The 12,718-nt window shown below is 40.9% G+C and carries 12 protein-coding genes; 9 read left to right on the forward strand and 3 right to left on the reverse strand.

The genetic code is table 11. The features are described from left to right. The first annotated feature begins 144 nt into the window (after positions 1–144). The 4 genes from BUQ87_RS00275 (at position 145) to BUQ87_RS00290 (ending at position 3,913) form a co-directional block, all read left to right on the forward strand. Positions 145–819 (forward strand): helix-turn-helix transcriptional regulator, encoded by a 675-nt coding sequence (locus tag BUQ87_RS00275; RefSeq protein WP_052635872.1) that lies wholly within the window; start codon positions 145–147, stop codon positions 817–819. Positions 820–1,014: 195 nt separating this feature from the next. Beyond that, a complete protein-coding gene (locus tag BUQ87_RS00280) occupies positions 1,015–1,464 on the forward strand; it encodes a DUF4342 domain-containing protein (RefSeq protein ID WP_052635871.1) in 450 nt (149 codons plus the stop codon). Between the two features lie 219 nt (positions 1,465–1,683). Next, complete coding sequence (locus BUQ87_RS00285) at positions 1,684–2,370, forward strand: response regulator transcription factor (RefSeq protein WP_038261279.1); 687 nt, start codon at positions 1,684–1,686, stop codon at positions 2,368–2,370. Beyond that, on the forward strand, positions 2,360–3,913 hold the full coding sequence (locus BUQ87_RS00290) for a sensor histidine kinase (protein ID WP_052635870.1): 1,554 nt from the start codon (positions 2,360–2,362) through the stop codon (positions 3,911–3,913). The genes BUQ87_RS00285 and BUQ87_RS00290 overlap by 11 nt, the downstream gene beginning before the upstream one ends. Before the next feature lie 81 nt (positions 3,914–3,994). On the opposite strand, the gene BUQ87_RS00295 is transcribed toward BUQ87_RS00290, so the two are convergent. Beyond that, a complete protein-coding gene (locus BUQ87_RS00295) occupies positions 3,995–4,402 on the reverse strand; it encodes an RrF2 family transcriptional regulator (RefSeq protein WP_038261275.1) in 408 nt (135 codons plus the stop codon). 207 nt (positions 4,403–4,609) lie between these two features. Between BUQ87_RS00295 and BUQ87_RS00300 the strand changes: the two genes are divergently transcribed. The 4 genes from BUQ87_RS00300 to BUQ87_RS00315 all read left to right on the forward strand — a co-directional run bounded on the left by BUQ87_RS00300 (position 4,610) and on the right by BUQ87_RS00315 (position 8,408). Beyond that, a complete protein-coding gene (locus BUQ87_RS00300) occupies positions 4,610–5,455 on the forward strand; it encodes an HAD family hydrolase (protein WP_038261273.1) in 846 nt (281 codons plus the stop codon). A gap of 124 nt (positions 5,456–5,579) precedes the next feature. Next, a complete protein-coding gene (gene speD / locus BUQ87_RS00305; RefSeq protein WP_038261270.1) occupies positions 5,580–6,398 on the forward strand; it encodes an adenosylmethionine decarboxylase in 819 nt (272 codons plus the stop codon). 13 nt (positions 6,399–6,411) lie between these two features. Continuing rightward, positions 6,412–7,872, forward strand: coding sequence for an MATE family efflux transporter (locus tag BUQ87_RS00310; RefSeq protein WP_330391155.1), 1,461 nt, complete (start codon positions 6,412–6,414; stop codon positions 7,870–7,872). Between the two features lie 119 nt (positions 7,873–7,991). Then, positions 7,992–8,408, forward strand: a complete 417-nt coding sequence (locus tag BUQ87_RS00315) for a YjdF family protein (RefSeq protein ID WP_038261265.1) — start codon at positions 7,992–7,994, stop codon at positions 8,406–8,408. 55 nt (positions 8,409–8,463) lie between these two features. On the opposite strand, the gene BUQ87_RS00320 is transcribed toward BUQ87_RS00315, so the two are convergent. Continuing rightward, entirely contained in the window at positions 8,464–9,306 is an 843-nt protein-coding gene (locus BUQ87_RS00320; protein ID WP_038261262.1) for a pirin family protein, read from the reverse strand. 182 nt (positions 9,307–9,488) lie between these two features. Beyond that, positions 9,489–10,718, reverse strand: coding sequence for a tyrosine--tRNA ligase (tyrS, locus tag BUQ87_RS00325; RefSeq protein WP_038261259.1), 1,230 nt, complete (start codon positions 10,716–10,718; stop codon positions 9,489–9,491). A gap of 605 nt (positions 10,719–11,323) precedes the next feature. On the opposite strand from tyrS, the gene BUQ87_RS00330 reads away from it, so the two are divergent. Beyond that, positions 11,324–12,691, forward strand: a complete 1,368-nt coding sequence (locus BUQ87_RS00330) for a DEAD/DEAH box helicase (protein ID WP_038261256.1) — start codon at positions 11,324–11,326, stop codon at positions 12,689–12,691. Positions 12,692–12,718: the final 27 nt, after the last annotated feature.

Here is a 12,718-nt window from a genome sequence, read left to right on the forward strand (position 1 = left end):
TTATACGAAAGGGTATTATTTAAACATAAGAAAAAACCAATATATGCTAAGCTCATACGGCCGGAAGTCTAAATGTGGCACTAACTGCCTGATTGGCCTGGCTGCATAATGTCTTATAACTATAGAAAAAAAGGGGTTTTTAGGTTGCAAAATAAAAGTAACGATGAAATTTTAAAAATGTATATGAAGCTCATGGATTTCTTTGCCGACTTTCTCGGCTCGGATTATGAAATGGTGCTTCATGACGTATCGGACATAGAAAATTCAATAGTGTATATCAAAAACAATTTTTCGGGCAGGAAGACAGGAGGCTTCATAACCCAGCTAGGCCTCAGATTCATAAAGGAAAAGACATATGAAAATGAAGAATACTGCGTCAACTATACAAGCACTCTTTCTGACGGAAGGACAATAAGGTCTGCGACATATTTCATAAAGGATGAATATGGAGAGCTTATAGGCATACTTTGCATAAACGTTGATGTTACAAAGGCCATGCTATTTGACGAATACCTTCAGGACATAATAAGGGGCCAAAAGACAATACCTCCTGTTGAAGAGGTGGAAGTGCCGTTTACAAAAGGCCTTTCCCAGAACCTGTGTGACTCAATAGAAGATGTGGCCCAGTATATGATGAATGAATCCATATCAAAATTCGTGATACCGGTTGAAAGGATGTCTCTTGACGAAAAGAAGGAGATCATATGCGAGCTCGACGGCAAGGGCTTTTTCCTTATAAAGGGCAGCGTAAAATCAGTTGCAAACAGGCTCCTAGTTTCAGAGGCCACTGTATACAGGTGCATAAATTCGGGAAACTAGAAACTGCTTTTAATTAGACTTTATTATATTAAAAATACCCTGTAGGACAGACTTGTTAGAAGTCAATTCCATAGGGTATTTTGCATTTGACGGATTGATTTTAATCACTTTCTAATCTTTGTTTAAAAATCCTCTAAGTTTTGAAGGGTATTATTAAAGCATAGAATAAATCAATCAAAATTTGGAGGGATTAATATGACAGTATCTATAGACAAGGTGGATTTAATAAGGGAAAGGGCTAATGTGAGCTATGAAGAGGCAAAGGATGCACTTGAAAAATCATCGGGAGACATAGTGGAAGCCCTTATTTATCTTGAAAAGGATGAAAAGATAAGAAAGGAAAGAATTTCAATAGGACGAAGGGTGAATGAAAGCACATTTGGACAGAGGATAAAGGATTTTGTAAAGGAAATACACAGCCACAGCTTCATAATAGAAAAAAACGCTGAAAGTATAATAAACATTCCTTCTACAATAGCACTGCTTCTTTTGCTGTTCGCATTCCCAATGACTGTCATAGCTTTGTTTGCAGCAATATTAATGGGATGCAAGGTTGTAATAAAGAAGAAAAACGGCGCAAAGCTGGATTTGAAAAAGAAAATAGACGAGGCCTTTGAGAATGAAGAGAAAAATAAAAGCGAATAGAAATATAAATATGCAAATTGAATAGAATCACATGTAAAGGCGGCATTTTGCCGCCTTATTCTACGGTTGTTTTGAGAGAAAAGATCGTATTAATATATCATATATACTTGTAATATCAAGGGATTAAAGCTTATAATTGTAACAAAGGGCTTGTACAGATATGTACAAGTATGTTTAGCGCTGGCTAAATACACATTGCTTTGAATCCAAGGGGTGCATATGATGAATAGGATACTCATAGTTGAAGATGAAAAAAAGATAGCAAGATTTTTGCAGCTGGAGCTGGAGCACGAAGGCTACGAGGTCGAGTCATGTCATGACGGCAGAAGCGGGCTTGAAAGGGCCCTTTCAGGTGAATTTTCACTTATCGTCCTGGACATAATGCTTCCGGGTCTTAATGGGATGGAAGTGTGCAGAAGGGTAAGAGGACAGCTGGATGTTCCCATAATAATGCTTACCGCAAAGGACGATACAATGGACAAGGTCATGGGGCTTGACATTGGAGCAGATGACTACATGACAAAGCCTTTTGCGATAGAGGAGCTGTTTGCCAGGATAAGAAGGCTTTTCAGAAGGTCTGAAACAGCGCAAAGGGAAGAGTCGAATGTCATAAAAAAGGGAATGCTTGTGCTTGATATGGACAGCCATCAGGTGACTTGCGGTGGCGAAGAGATATCGCTTACAAAGAGAGAATTTGACTTTTTAGCATACCTTATGACTAATGAGGGAATAGCCCTTACAAGGGATCAGATACTTGAAAATGTGTGGGGATATGACTTTTACGGGGATACAAATATAGTGGACGTATACGTAAGGTATTTGAGAAGCAAAATAGACAACAGGTTTTCAAAGGAATTTATTCACACTGTAAGAGGGGTGGGTTATTTATTCAAACATGAAAAATAAAAGTACCAGCAAATACGGTAAAAGGGAAGACTCGTATATAAAGAGGGCAGCTGGGTTTGCAGGCAATATAAAGGCCGTAATAGTCGGGGTTTTTATGGTGTTCAGGCATTTCTTCAGGGCCATATCAATGCTTTTCAGGTTCTTGTTTTCGGGAATGGGGCAAATGAGGGATCAGTTTCTTTCTCTTTTCAGGTTCAATATAACATTCAAGCTCACCTTGGGGTTTGCATGGATAATGTTTTTGTTTGTAAATATATTTAACTTTGCGCTTATTTTGAGCATTAGAAACATTGCATATGAAAATGAAGTGGATGGATTAAGGAAAAGCGTAGACCTTGTGATAGCCGAATTTCAATATGAAAGCATGCTGGAAGACAGGCCTTCATATTCCTATTTGAGCGACAACGGAGTGGAGTTTGCAGTTGTTGATGAAGAGTCTAACATACTCTATTCCAATGGTTTTAGTGGGATTGACAAAGTTGGTACCATTCCAGATTACAGCCACAGGTATTTTGATCTGAGGTTTCCAAAATGGATATACAGAAAAATCCGCATTCAGGATTCAATCACAATAGTTTTTAGAAGCTACATGGGTGATTCTGTTAATATGCTCCAAAAGACATTTGCCATACTGTCGGTGGTTTCATTAATGCTTTATGTGCTTGCAATTGCATTAGCGCAAAGAATGTCAAAAAAGCATCTAAAGCCAATAAAGACAATGACAAACAAGGTTATGCACATATCGTCCAGTGATTTGAGCACCAGGCTGGACATAAGGGGAACCAAGGATGAACTCAAGGACTTGGCTTCTACATTCAATAAAATGATGGATGACATAGAAAGCTCATATGAAAAGCAAAAGCAGTTCGTATCAGATGCGTCTCATGAACTGAGAACGCCTATAGCTGTAATAAAGGGATATGCCAACATGCTTTCAAGATGGGGGAAAACTGACGAGGAAATATTGGAAGAGTCAATAACTGCCATAAAAGATGAAGCCGATGGAATGCAAAGCCTTGTGGAGAGTCTTCTTTTTATAGCGAGAAGCGACAAGGACACACTCAAAATGGAAAAAGAGGATTTTAACATTTCGGAGCTTGTGGAAGAGATCGCAAGGCAGACTAAGCTGATAGATGGCAGCCATGTGATCGAGGAGAGTATACAGGACAGCTGCACTATATATGGGAGTGCGGAAAAATTAAAACAGGCAATAAGAATATTTGTAGACAACAGCATAAGGTACACTCCAGATGGAGAGAAAATAGGGATTTCCCTCAAAAGTACATCAAGGGACGTTATAATATCGATATCGGATACGGGTATTGGAATTTCAAAAGATGACATGGCCCATGTATTCGAACGGTTCTATAGGGCTGACAAGTCGAGAACGAGGCTTGAAGAAGACAAAAAGAGCTCAGGCAGCGGCCTTGGACTTGCCATAGCAAAGATAATAGTGGATTCGCACTCGGGAATGGTTCACGTAGAAAGTGAAATAGACGTTGGAACTTGCTTTACAATAATAATACCTAAAACATCCGCATAAGACATGCGGATGTTTTAGGTATTATGTGTTTTGCAGGCGGATTTGCCCCTGGCTTTCAATTGGGTGCCATCGCCGTGAAGTCTACTTGTTTATAAGCTGTTCGAAATTTATATCTTCAAGCTCTTTTAAAAGCATGGATTGTATTTTGTCCATAGCATGGTGTATTTCACACTCGCTTGTCCTTCCTATATTACAGGCCTGAGGGTCGTAAAGGCATCTGTTCATGCATATGGGACCGTCTATTGACTCTATTACATCCTTCAAAGTGATTTCTCGGGGCTTTTTTCCAAGAGAATATCCTCCATGGACACCTCTATAAGACTCGACTATTCCGGATTGCTTTAGTTTTCTCAAAAGCTTCAGAAGAAATCTAAGTGGAATTCCCTCACTTTCAGAAATAGATTTAGCCTCTATCTTATTGCCAAAGCCAAGCTTTGAAAGGAACAGGATCACCCTTAAGGCGTAATCGGCTTCTTGTGTTATTCTCATAATAATCTCTCCAGACAAAAATATATATTATAAATAAATTTTTAAATATTATCATTGCATAGTGAAGCTTTTAACTGCTATATTATAGATATATAAAATTACAATAAAATTATGCACAGTAATGATATAATATAATGATAAGATAAAATTGCATTTATTACAACTGTTATAGATAAATAATAAAGGTTATATTCTAGGAGGGGTACATTGGAAAAGCATCTTTATATAACTGATTTGGACGGAACGCTGCTTAGAAGCAATGCGACTCTTTCTGATTATTCGAGAGACACTATAAACAAGCTCATAAAAGAGGGGATGAATTTTACATTTGCAACTGCGAGAAGCATAGAAAGTTCGAAGCCCATAACGAAAGAGCTTGAAATAAGTCTTCCGGTTATCACTGCAAATGGCGCTTTTTTAACAGATTTTAAAACGCACAGACACATACATGTAAGTGAAATTGAAAAGTGCGTTAAAAAAAGAGCCCTTGAGATAATACACTCTGGCGGTTGTGAGCCTTTCATATCTTCGCACAATAATGGAAGCGACAATTTGTATTTTTCGAATATCAACTGCGAAGGCATGAATATATTCTATAGAGATAGGGTAGAAAATAAGGATAGAAGGCTTAAAAAGACAGAAGATCTTTACGGAAGACTTTTCGAGCAGGTTGTCACATTTAATGTGATAAACGAGTTTGACAAGATAGAAAGGCTTGCGGGGAATCTCGAAGCGGAGCTTGGGGACAGCCTCGAAATACACTATTCTGAGGACATGTACCTCAGAGGGTGGTGCTGGCTTACGGCCCAAAGTAAGTATGCCACAAAGGAAAATGGCATAAGGCTGCTCAAGGAGTTTTCAAGCCTTTCAGACTCCAAGGTTGTCGCATTTGGTGACAATGTAAACGACATAAAAATGATAAAGAGTGCAGATATAGGTGTTGCCGTTGCAAATGCACTGAAAGAGGTCAAGCTGTCAGCCAAGGTTGTTATAGGTGAAAATGATATAGACAGTGTTGCAAATTATCTGCTGGGCATTCAAAACGGCAACTAAGCGTAAAAGCAAATATGTGATAATGGAAACTGATATTAGGGAGTATCAGGCTCAGATGCGGCCTGTGCAATATTTTTTAATAGGTTTTTGAAAAATAAAATTTTGAAGAAATGGGGAAGGATAATTGACAAAAAAGACTGAAGGAAAGCTGAAGCTATACGGATTTAACAATCTTACTAAAACTCTCAGCTTCAACATTTACGACATCTGTTACACAAAGACAGAAGAGGACAGAAAGAAGTATATAGAATATATAGACGAGCAGTACAATTCAGAAAGGCTAACTAATATACTTACTGAGGTTACGCATATAATAGGTGCTAGCGTTCTTAACGTTGCAAAGCAGGATTATGATCCTCAGGGAGCAAGTGTCACATTATTGATATCGGAAGAGGAAGTTCCTCTTTGCGTTTTGGATCCTTCATGCAACAGGGGCATACTTGTGCCGCCGAGAAGAAGCGTTGTCGACCATCTGGACAAGAGTCACGTAACAGTACACACTTATCCTGAAAGTCACCCTCAAAATGACATAAGCACTTTCAGGGTAGACATAGACGTGTCGACATGCGGTGAGATATCTCCGCTAAAGGCGCTAAACTACCTCATAGGAAGCTTTGACTCAGACATAATCACTACTGACTACAGGGTGAGGGGCTTTACAAGGGATGTAAATGGAGAAAAGCACTATATAGATCATGATATAAATTCCATACAGGATTTCATAGAGGAAGATACAAAAGGCAGATACAACCTTATAGACATGAACATATACCAGTCCAATATATTCCACACCAAGATGAAATTAAGTGATATGGAGCTTTCGAACTACCTGTTTGAAATAGAAGAGGACAACCTGGCTGAAGATGAAAGAAATGATATAATGGCAAGGCTTGAAAGGGAAATGACCGAGATATTTTATGGAATAAACCTTCCTAGAAAATAAAAATTGAAAATAAATGACTACTGAGTCCGAGGCCGTTGGTTTCGGGCTTGTCTATTGGAATGGAGATTTTAATATGAAAAGCGGGGCAAAACTGACAGAAGGGAAAATAGTCAAATCACTAATAAATCTGGCACTTCCGATAATGGGGACTTCATTCATCCAAATGGCATATAACATGACAGACATGATATGGATAGGAAGGCTTGGAAGTAGTAGCGTGGCAGCAGTGGGAACGGCAGGATTCTTTACATGGCTTGCGATGGCATTCATATTAATACCCAAAATAGGCGCCGAAATAGGTGTTTCGCAGTCCATAGGCAGTAATGATAAAGAGCAGGCCAGGTGTTATGCAAGATGCAGCATTCAAATAGCGGCAGTGCTGGCCCTTTTTTATTCGATATTTCTTATTGTTTTCAGGAAAAACCTAATAGGATTTTTTGGACTTGGAGAAGAGGCTGTGGTGGACTGGGCTATGGGATACCTTTCTATAATATCACTGGGCATGGTTTTTTATTTTCTAAACCCGGTATTTACTGGAATATTCAATGGATATGGCGACAGTAGAGCTCCATTTTGGGTGAATGCGGCGGGGCTATTGACGAACATAGTGCTCGATCCCCTTCTAATATTCGGACTTGGACCATTTCCTGAAATGGGAGTGAATGGGACTGCAATAGCCACTGTGATTTCACAGGTCGTGGCATTTACATTGTTTATATACATGATTAAAATAAAGACTGATCTTTTGGTGACCATGAACATATTCCGAACGCCAAAAATTTACAGGGTGAAGAGGATATTCACGCTGGGCATGCCCATAGCGCTTGAAAACGGATTGTTTACAATATTTACAATGATTGTTGCAAGGGTAGTAGCGCAGTGGGGAAGCGCAGCCATAGCGGTCCAGAAGGTGGGGGCTCAGGTGGAGGCCATATCATGGATGACATCGGTCGGGTTTTCGACAGCCCTTGGGGCCTTTACAGGACAAAACTACGGAGCCGGAAAAGCACACAGGATAACGCGGGGATTTTTTGCATCAATGGGAATGGTTTCGGCTGTGGGGGCCGCCGCCACTTTCGCATTCGTGTTTTGGGCAGAGCCCATATTCAAGATATTCATAAACGAGAAGGAGGCTCTTTTATATGGAGCCGACTATTTGAGGATACTGGGGTACTCCCAGATACTGATGTGCATAGAGATAACTGCATCAGGTGCGTTTAACGGAATAGGAAAAACACTTCCGCCTTCAATAGTGGGAATAGTATTTACAGGAATGAGGGTGCCTTTTGCAATGTGGGCGGCATCAAAGGGGTTTGGACTCAATGCCATATGGTGGATATTTAGTATGACCAGCATAATAAAGGGCATAATACTATTTGTATGGTTCATCCCTCAAATCAAGAGGGGCTATGGACTTGGAGAATCAGAAAAAGGGGATTTGATGGAAGAGGCAAAAAAAGGTATAATTATCTAAGGCGAAGATAAAAACACAGTCCGGTTGGTAGTCCGGACCGGCCACTGGCAGAAGTAACCTTCCCTCCTCGGGTCGTCCGTTCTTCGTTTGTAAAATGCAAACCAAGGGGAGGAAACAATATGAAAGTCAAAGGCAGTCTTACAGTTTTTTTTGAAGGCCAGTTCTGGGTGGGGATTTTTGAAAGCTCATCAGGCGGCAAGTATGAGGTCGCAAGGGTGATATTCGGACCGGAGCCCAAGGACGGCGAAATTTTAGATCTTATAAACAAGAGGTTCAATTCCATAGTGTTTGGCAAGCCGGTGTCAGACCATAAAATCGTGGAAAAGGAGATAAGTCCCAAAAGGCTCCAAAGGAAGATTAAAAAGGAGCTTCAAAGCACCGGAATTGGGACGAAAGCTCAAAATGCCATAAAGAAGCAGCGGGAGGGCCAAAAGCTGCAGAGAAAAGAAAAGTCAAAAGAAATGAAGAAGGTTGAAAAGGACAGGCAGTTTGAAATCAGGCAGCAAAAGAGAAAAGATAAAAAAAGAGGTCACTGACTTTGCTGCAATCAAAAAAAACAGCGCGAGAACGCTGTTTTTTTGATTGCAGCACTTATTTTATGAACTGATCGTTTTTATACTCCCAGAAGGCCTTTTTTAGCTCTTCGTCAGAATTCATTACAATGGGCCCTCTCCAAGCCACGGGCTCATTCAGAGGATTAGCGTATGCAAGTAGAAATTTAAGGGGGCTGTATTGGGACTTGATTTTAATTCGGTCTCCAGGGCCGAACAGTACCGCGCTCTTTTCTTCTGCCAATTCAAGGTTTTCTCCAAAAAGACCTTCGCCGCAGTAGACGTATGCAAATGCGTTTTTAGACTCATCTATGTCCAGTTCAAAAACCTCATCCTCGGGCATTTGAATGTCAAGATAGTTCGGATTTGCGGCGATATTGCTTACAGGGCCCCTGACTCCGCTAAACTGACCGCATATTATTTTGACGGAGCATCCGCTTTCAAGAGTGACAACCGGTATTTCATTTGACTTTATCTCTTGATACCTCGGCATTGTCATCTTGTCCTTTGCGGGAAGGTTGACCCAGAGCTGGAATCCATTTATTCCAGTTTCTGATTTTGGCATTTCCTGATGTATTATTCCGCTTCCCGCAGTCATCCACTGAACGTCACCTGACTCTATCACACCTTTGTTTCCAATGCTGTCGCCATGCTCAACCTGTCCGTCTAGCATGTATGTAACCGTTTCGATTCCCCTGTGAGGATGCCAGGGAAATCCCGCCATGTAGTCGCTTGGATTTTGAGAGTTGAAATGGTCAAGCAGCAGGAAAGGATCAAAAAGGGGAACCTCATTATAGCCAAACACCCTGTCAAGCTTCACGCCTGCGCCTTCAAGAACAGCAGAGGCCTTTAAAATTTTTTTGGCACTTCTTATGACACTCATTGGAACCCTCCTTCATTATCTGTTGAATTGTAATTTCTAACTGTAGAAATCCATTTGCATATGTATTTTTATAGCCAAAGAGAGCGGGATTATTCTAAATAATATAATATTTTTCATAAAAAAGCACTGTACCGTCATTTATACAGAAGGCACAGCGCTCATCAATCTTAAATATATTGGGTTTATGCAAGTTCCACCTGGTGGTATACTTTCTTGCCCTTTTTGATCATTATTTTTCCGTCTGTAAAGCTGTCAGAATTTACAGCAAATGATATGTCTGCAACTTTTTCGCCTTCTACGGAAATTCCACCCTGAGTCACAAGGCGTCTAGCCTCACTCTTTGAGGCTGCAAGCTCGGTTCTTACAAGTAGTTCTAGTATATCCATTCCTCCGTCGAACTCTGAAGCAGGCATTGAAGTTGTAGGTATTGAACCTGCCATAGCGCCAGATTCGAAAAGCGCCTTTGCGGCCGCCTGGGCTTTGTCAGCCTCTTCTTTTCCGTGAACTAGGTTTGTGACTTCGTATGCGAGAATTTCCTTTGCCTTGTTTATTTCGGCACCCTCAAGTGAAGAAAGTCTTTTTACCTCGTCCATAGGAAGGAAAGTAAGAAGCGAAAGGCAGTTTTCGACGTCAGCATCGGCAACATTTCTCCAGTACTGGTAGAAGTCGTATGGAGAAGTCTTTTCAGGGTTAAGCCAAACCGCGCCGGCTTCAGTTTTACCCATTTTCTTTCCTTCGCTTGTAGTAAGAAGCTTGAATGTCATTCCAAATGCAGGTGCTGATTCAACCCTTCTTATAAGATCCGCTCCAGCTATTATGTTAGACCACTGGTCGTCTCCTCCGAACTGGAGCCTACAGTTGTACTTTCTGTAAAGTTCAAGGAAGTCGTATCCCTGCATTATCATGTAGTTGAACTCAAGGAATGAAAGGCCTTTTTCCATACGGGCCTTGAAGCACTCGGCAGTAAGCATTCTGTTTACAGAAAAATGAACTCCGACCTCTCTAAGGAAGTCGATGTAGTTCAGATTCAAAAGCCAGTCGGCATTGTTTACCATTATTGCCTTGCCATCTGAAAAGTCTATGAATTTTGAAAGCTGTTCTTTGAAGCATTCAGCGTTGTGCTGAATTGTATCCTTAGTCATCATCTTTCTCATGTCAGTCTTTCCAGTAGGGTCTCCTACCATTGTAGTTCCTCCGCCAAGAAGAACTATAGGTCTGTGGCCTGCCTTTTGCATGTGCATCATTACTATTGCCTGCACGAAATGTCCAACGTGAAGGCTGTCTGCCGTAGGATCGAATCCTATGTAGAATGTAACCTTTTCTTTTCCCAAAAGCTCTCTTATCTCGTCTTCATGTGTTGCCTGCTTTATGAATCCACGTTCCTGAAGTACGTCAAATACGTTTCTCTCCATTGCTATTCCTCCTTTTTATGTGCACAGTATCCAAGTGAAATCATCTGGGTAGTATGCCTGCAGTCAAATAATATATTATTTAATTTATTTTATAATACAAAAAGCCCTGTTCGAATTAAGGACGAACAGGGACGTGGTACCACCTTATTTTGCGCACCGATACGTAAAACTATAGATATGTATGCGCCTTAAGACCGCTGTAACGGACGGATAGCCGCCGGGATACTCCCCCGAAGCTCCAGAGCTGTATTTTGCATTTTTGCGTGCTGAATGCCTCTCACCGCCGGCAAACTCTCTTGGTTGTAACCGCAAAAAGCTACTTATCTCCTTCAAAGCATTTATGATTTTGTCTTATTATGCCAAATTATAACATGAAGGATGTGAAAAAATCAAGGGGATATTTTATATAAATATCAAAAACACATGGATTTTACCCAAATACAGCGTACACAATGACTCATAATGTGGTAAAATGGAATATGTGTCTTTAAATATAATAGTTGGTGCAAATAAAATAAAAAAAATATATAAAGCCAAGTGGCCGGCTTGAATTATAAAGATATAAGACAAAACAAAAAATAGAGAGAATAAATGAGGTAGATATAATGAAAACGAATTTTTCAAATCTAGGACTCAGCAGCTCGCTTGAGTCCATTCTAATGCAAAACAACATAGTAAACCCAACGCCTATTCAAAAAAGGTCAATCCCGGCTCTTTTGGGGGGGATTGATGTAATAGCGCAGGCGCAGACGGGAACTGGAAAAACACTTGCATTCCTTCTTCCAATGATGGAAAGGATAGATACGAACAAAAAATGCGTACAGTCGCTAATCGTAACGCCTACAAGGGAGCTTGCGCTCCAGGTAAGCAAAGAGGCAAAGAAGATTGCCCAAGCCAAGGGTGTTGGGATACTGGCGGCATACGGAGGACAGGATGTTCTTGCACAGGTGCACAAGCTTAAAAACGACATACAGATGATAGTGGCGACTCCTGGAAGACTTTTGGACCACGTAAGAAGAGGAACTATAAAGCTTGACGGTCTTTCAATGCTTGTACTTGACGAGGCTGACCAGATGATGGATATGGGATTTTTAAAGGACATAGAAGTTATAATGTCCAAAACTCCAAAGAGCAGGCAGACAATGCTGTTTTCAGCGACTATGCCTGAATCGGTTAAAAAGCTGGCTGTAAGGTACATGAAAAATCCTGAGCAAATCATCGTAAGCAGCAAGAGGGTGACTCTTGATGAAATATCACAGCTTGTGGTTGAGACTACAGACAGAGGGAAGCAAAATGCGCTTTGCAAGATAATAAACGAGCAGAGGCCTTTCATGGGCATGATATTTTGCCGTACAAAGAAAAGAGCCAGCAAGCTTTGCAACAACCTCGGATTTCTTGGATACAGCTGCGACGAGCTGCACGGAGACCTTACGCAGGCAAAGCGTGAAAAGGTAATGAAGGGATTTCGTGAGATGAAATTCCAGTTCCTGATAGCGACTGACATAGCGGCAAGAGGACTTGACGTTGACGGCATGACCCACGTGTTCAACTACGACATACCACTGGACTCTGAAAGCTATATACACAGGATAGGACGTACAGGAAGGGCCGGAAATGAAGGTGCGGCAATCACTTTTGCAACGCAAAGGGACATGGACGCAGTCAGACAGATCGAAGCCGACATAATGATGGACATTGAAAGAAGAAAAATAGAATCGTCAAATGAAAACGGATCTTCTCATGAGAAGAGGGGCGAGGACAGGGTTTCAAGAAAAAGAAGAGATGAAGGCAGATCTAGATCGAATGACCGCAAAAACAAAGAGTCTGACAGGGAATTCAAAAGTGGAAGAAATTCAGAATTTAAGGGCGGCAGAAACAATAAAAACGGCAAAAGCTCAGGCAAGAGTGCGAATAGCCGCTGGTCTGGCCCTAAAAAGGGGAGTTCAAGAAAGTCGGGATCAAGGGACAGATAAACAGCAATAAAACAGGCAAATAGAGAG

Source organism: Peptoclostridium litorale DSM 5388 (assembly GCF_900141635.1).
GTDB lineage: Bacteria > Bacillota > Clostridia > Peptostreptococcales > Peptostreptococcaceae > Peptoclostridium > Peptoclostridium litorale.

What these genes read in the sequence shown, in the direction of transcription:
- BUQ87_RS00280 (WP_052635871.1), top strand. Translation starts at nt 1,015, where the DNA reads ATGACAGTATCTATAGACAAGGTGGATTTAATAAGGGAAAGGGCTAAT.
- BUQ87_RS00285 (WP_038261279.1), top strand. Translation starts at nt 1,684, where the DNA reads ATGATGAATAGGATACTCATAGTTGAAGATGAAAAAAAGATAGCAAGA.
- BUQ87_RS00290 (WP_052635870.1), top strand. Translation starts at nt 2,360, where the DNA reads ATGAAAAATAAAAGTACCAGCAAATACGGTAAAAGGGAAGACTCGTAT.
- BUQ87_RS00295 (WP_038261275.1), bottom strand. Translation starts at nt 4,402, where the DNA reads ATGAGAATAACACAAGAAGCCGATTACGCCTTAAGGGTGATCCTGTTC.
- BUQ87_RS00310 (WP_330391155.1), top strand. Translation starts at nt 6,412, where the DNA reads ATGACTACTGAGTCCGAGGCCGTTGGTTTCGGGCTTGTCTATTGGAAT.
- BUQ87_RS00315 (WP_038261265.1), top strand. Translation starts at nt 7,992, where the DNA reads ATGAAAGTCAAAGGCAGTCTTACAGTTTTTTTTGAAGGCCAGTTCTGG.
- BUQ87_RS00320 (WP_038261262.1), bottom strand. Translation starts at nt 9,306, where the DNA reads ATGAGTGTCATAAGAAGTGCCAAAAAAATTTTAAAGGCCTCTGCTGTT.
- tyrS (WP_038261259.1), bottom strand. Translation starts at nt 10,718, where the DNA reads ATGGAGAGAAACGTATTTGACGTACTTCAGGAACGTGGATTCATAAAG.
- BUQ87_RS00330 (WP_038261256.1), top strand. Translation starts at nt 11,324, where the DNA reads ATGAAAACGAATTTTTCAAATCTAGGACTCAGCAGCTCGCTTGAGTCC.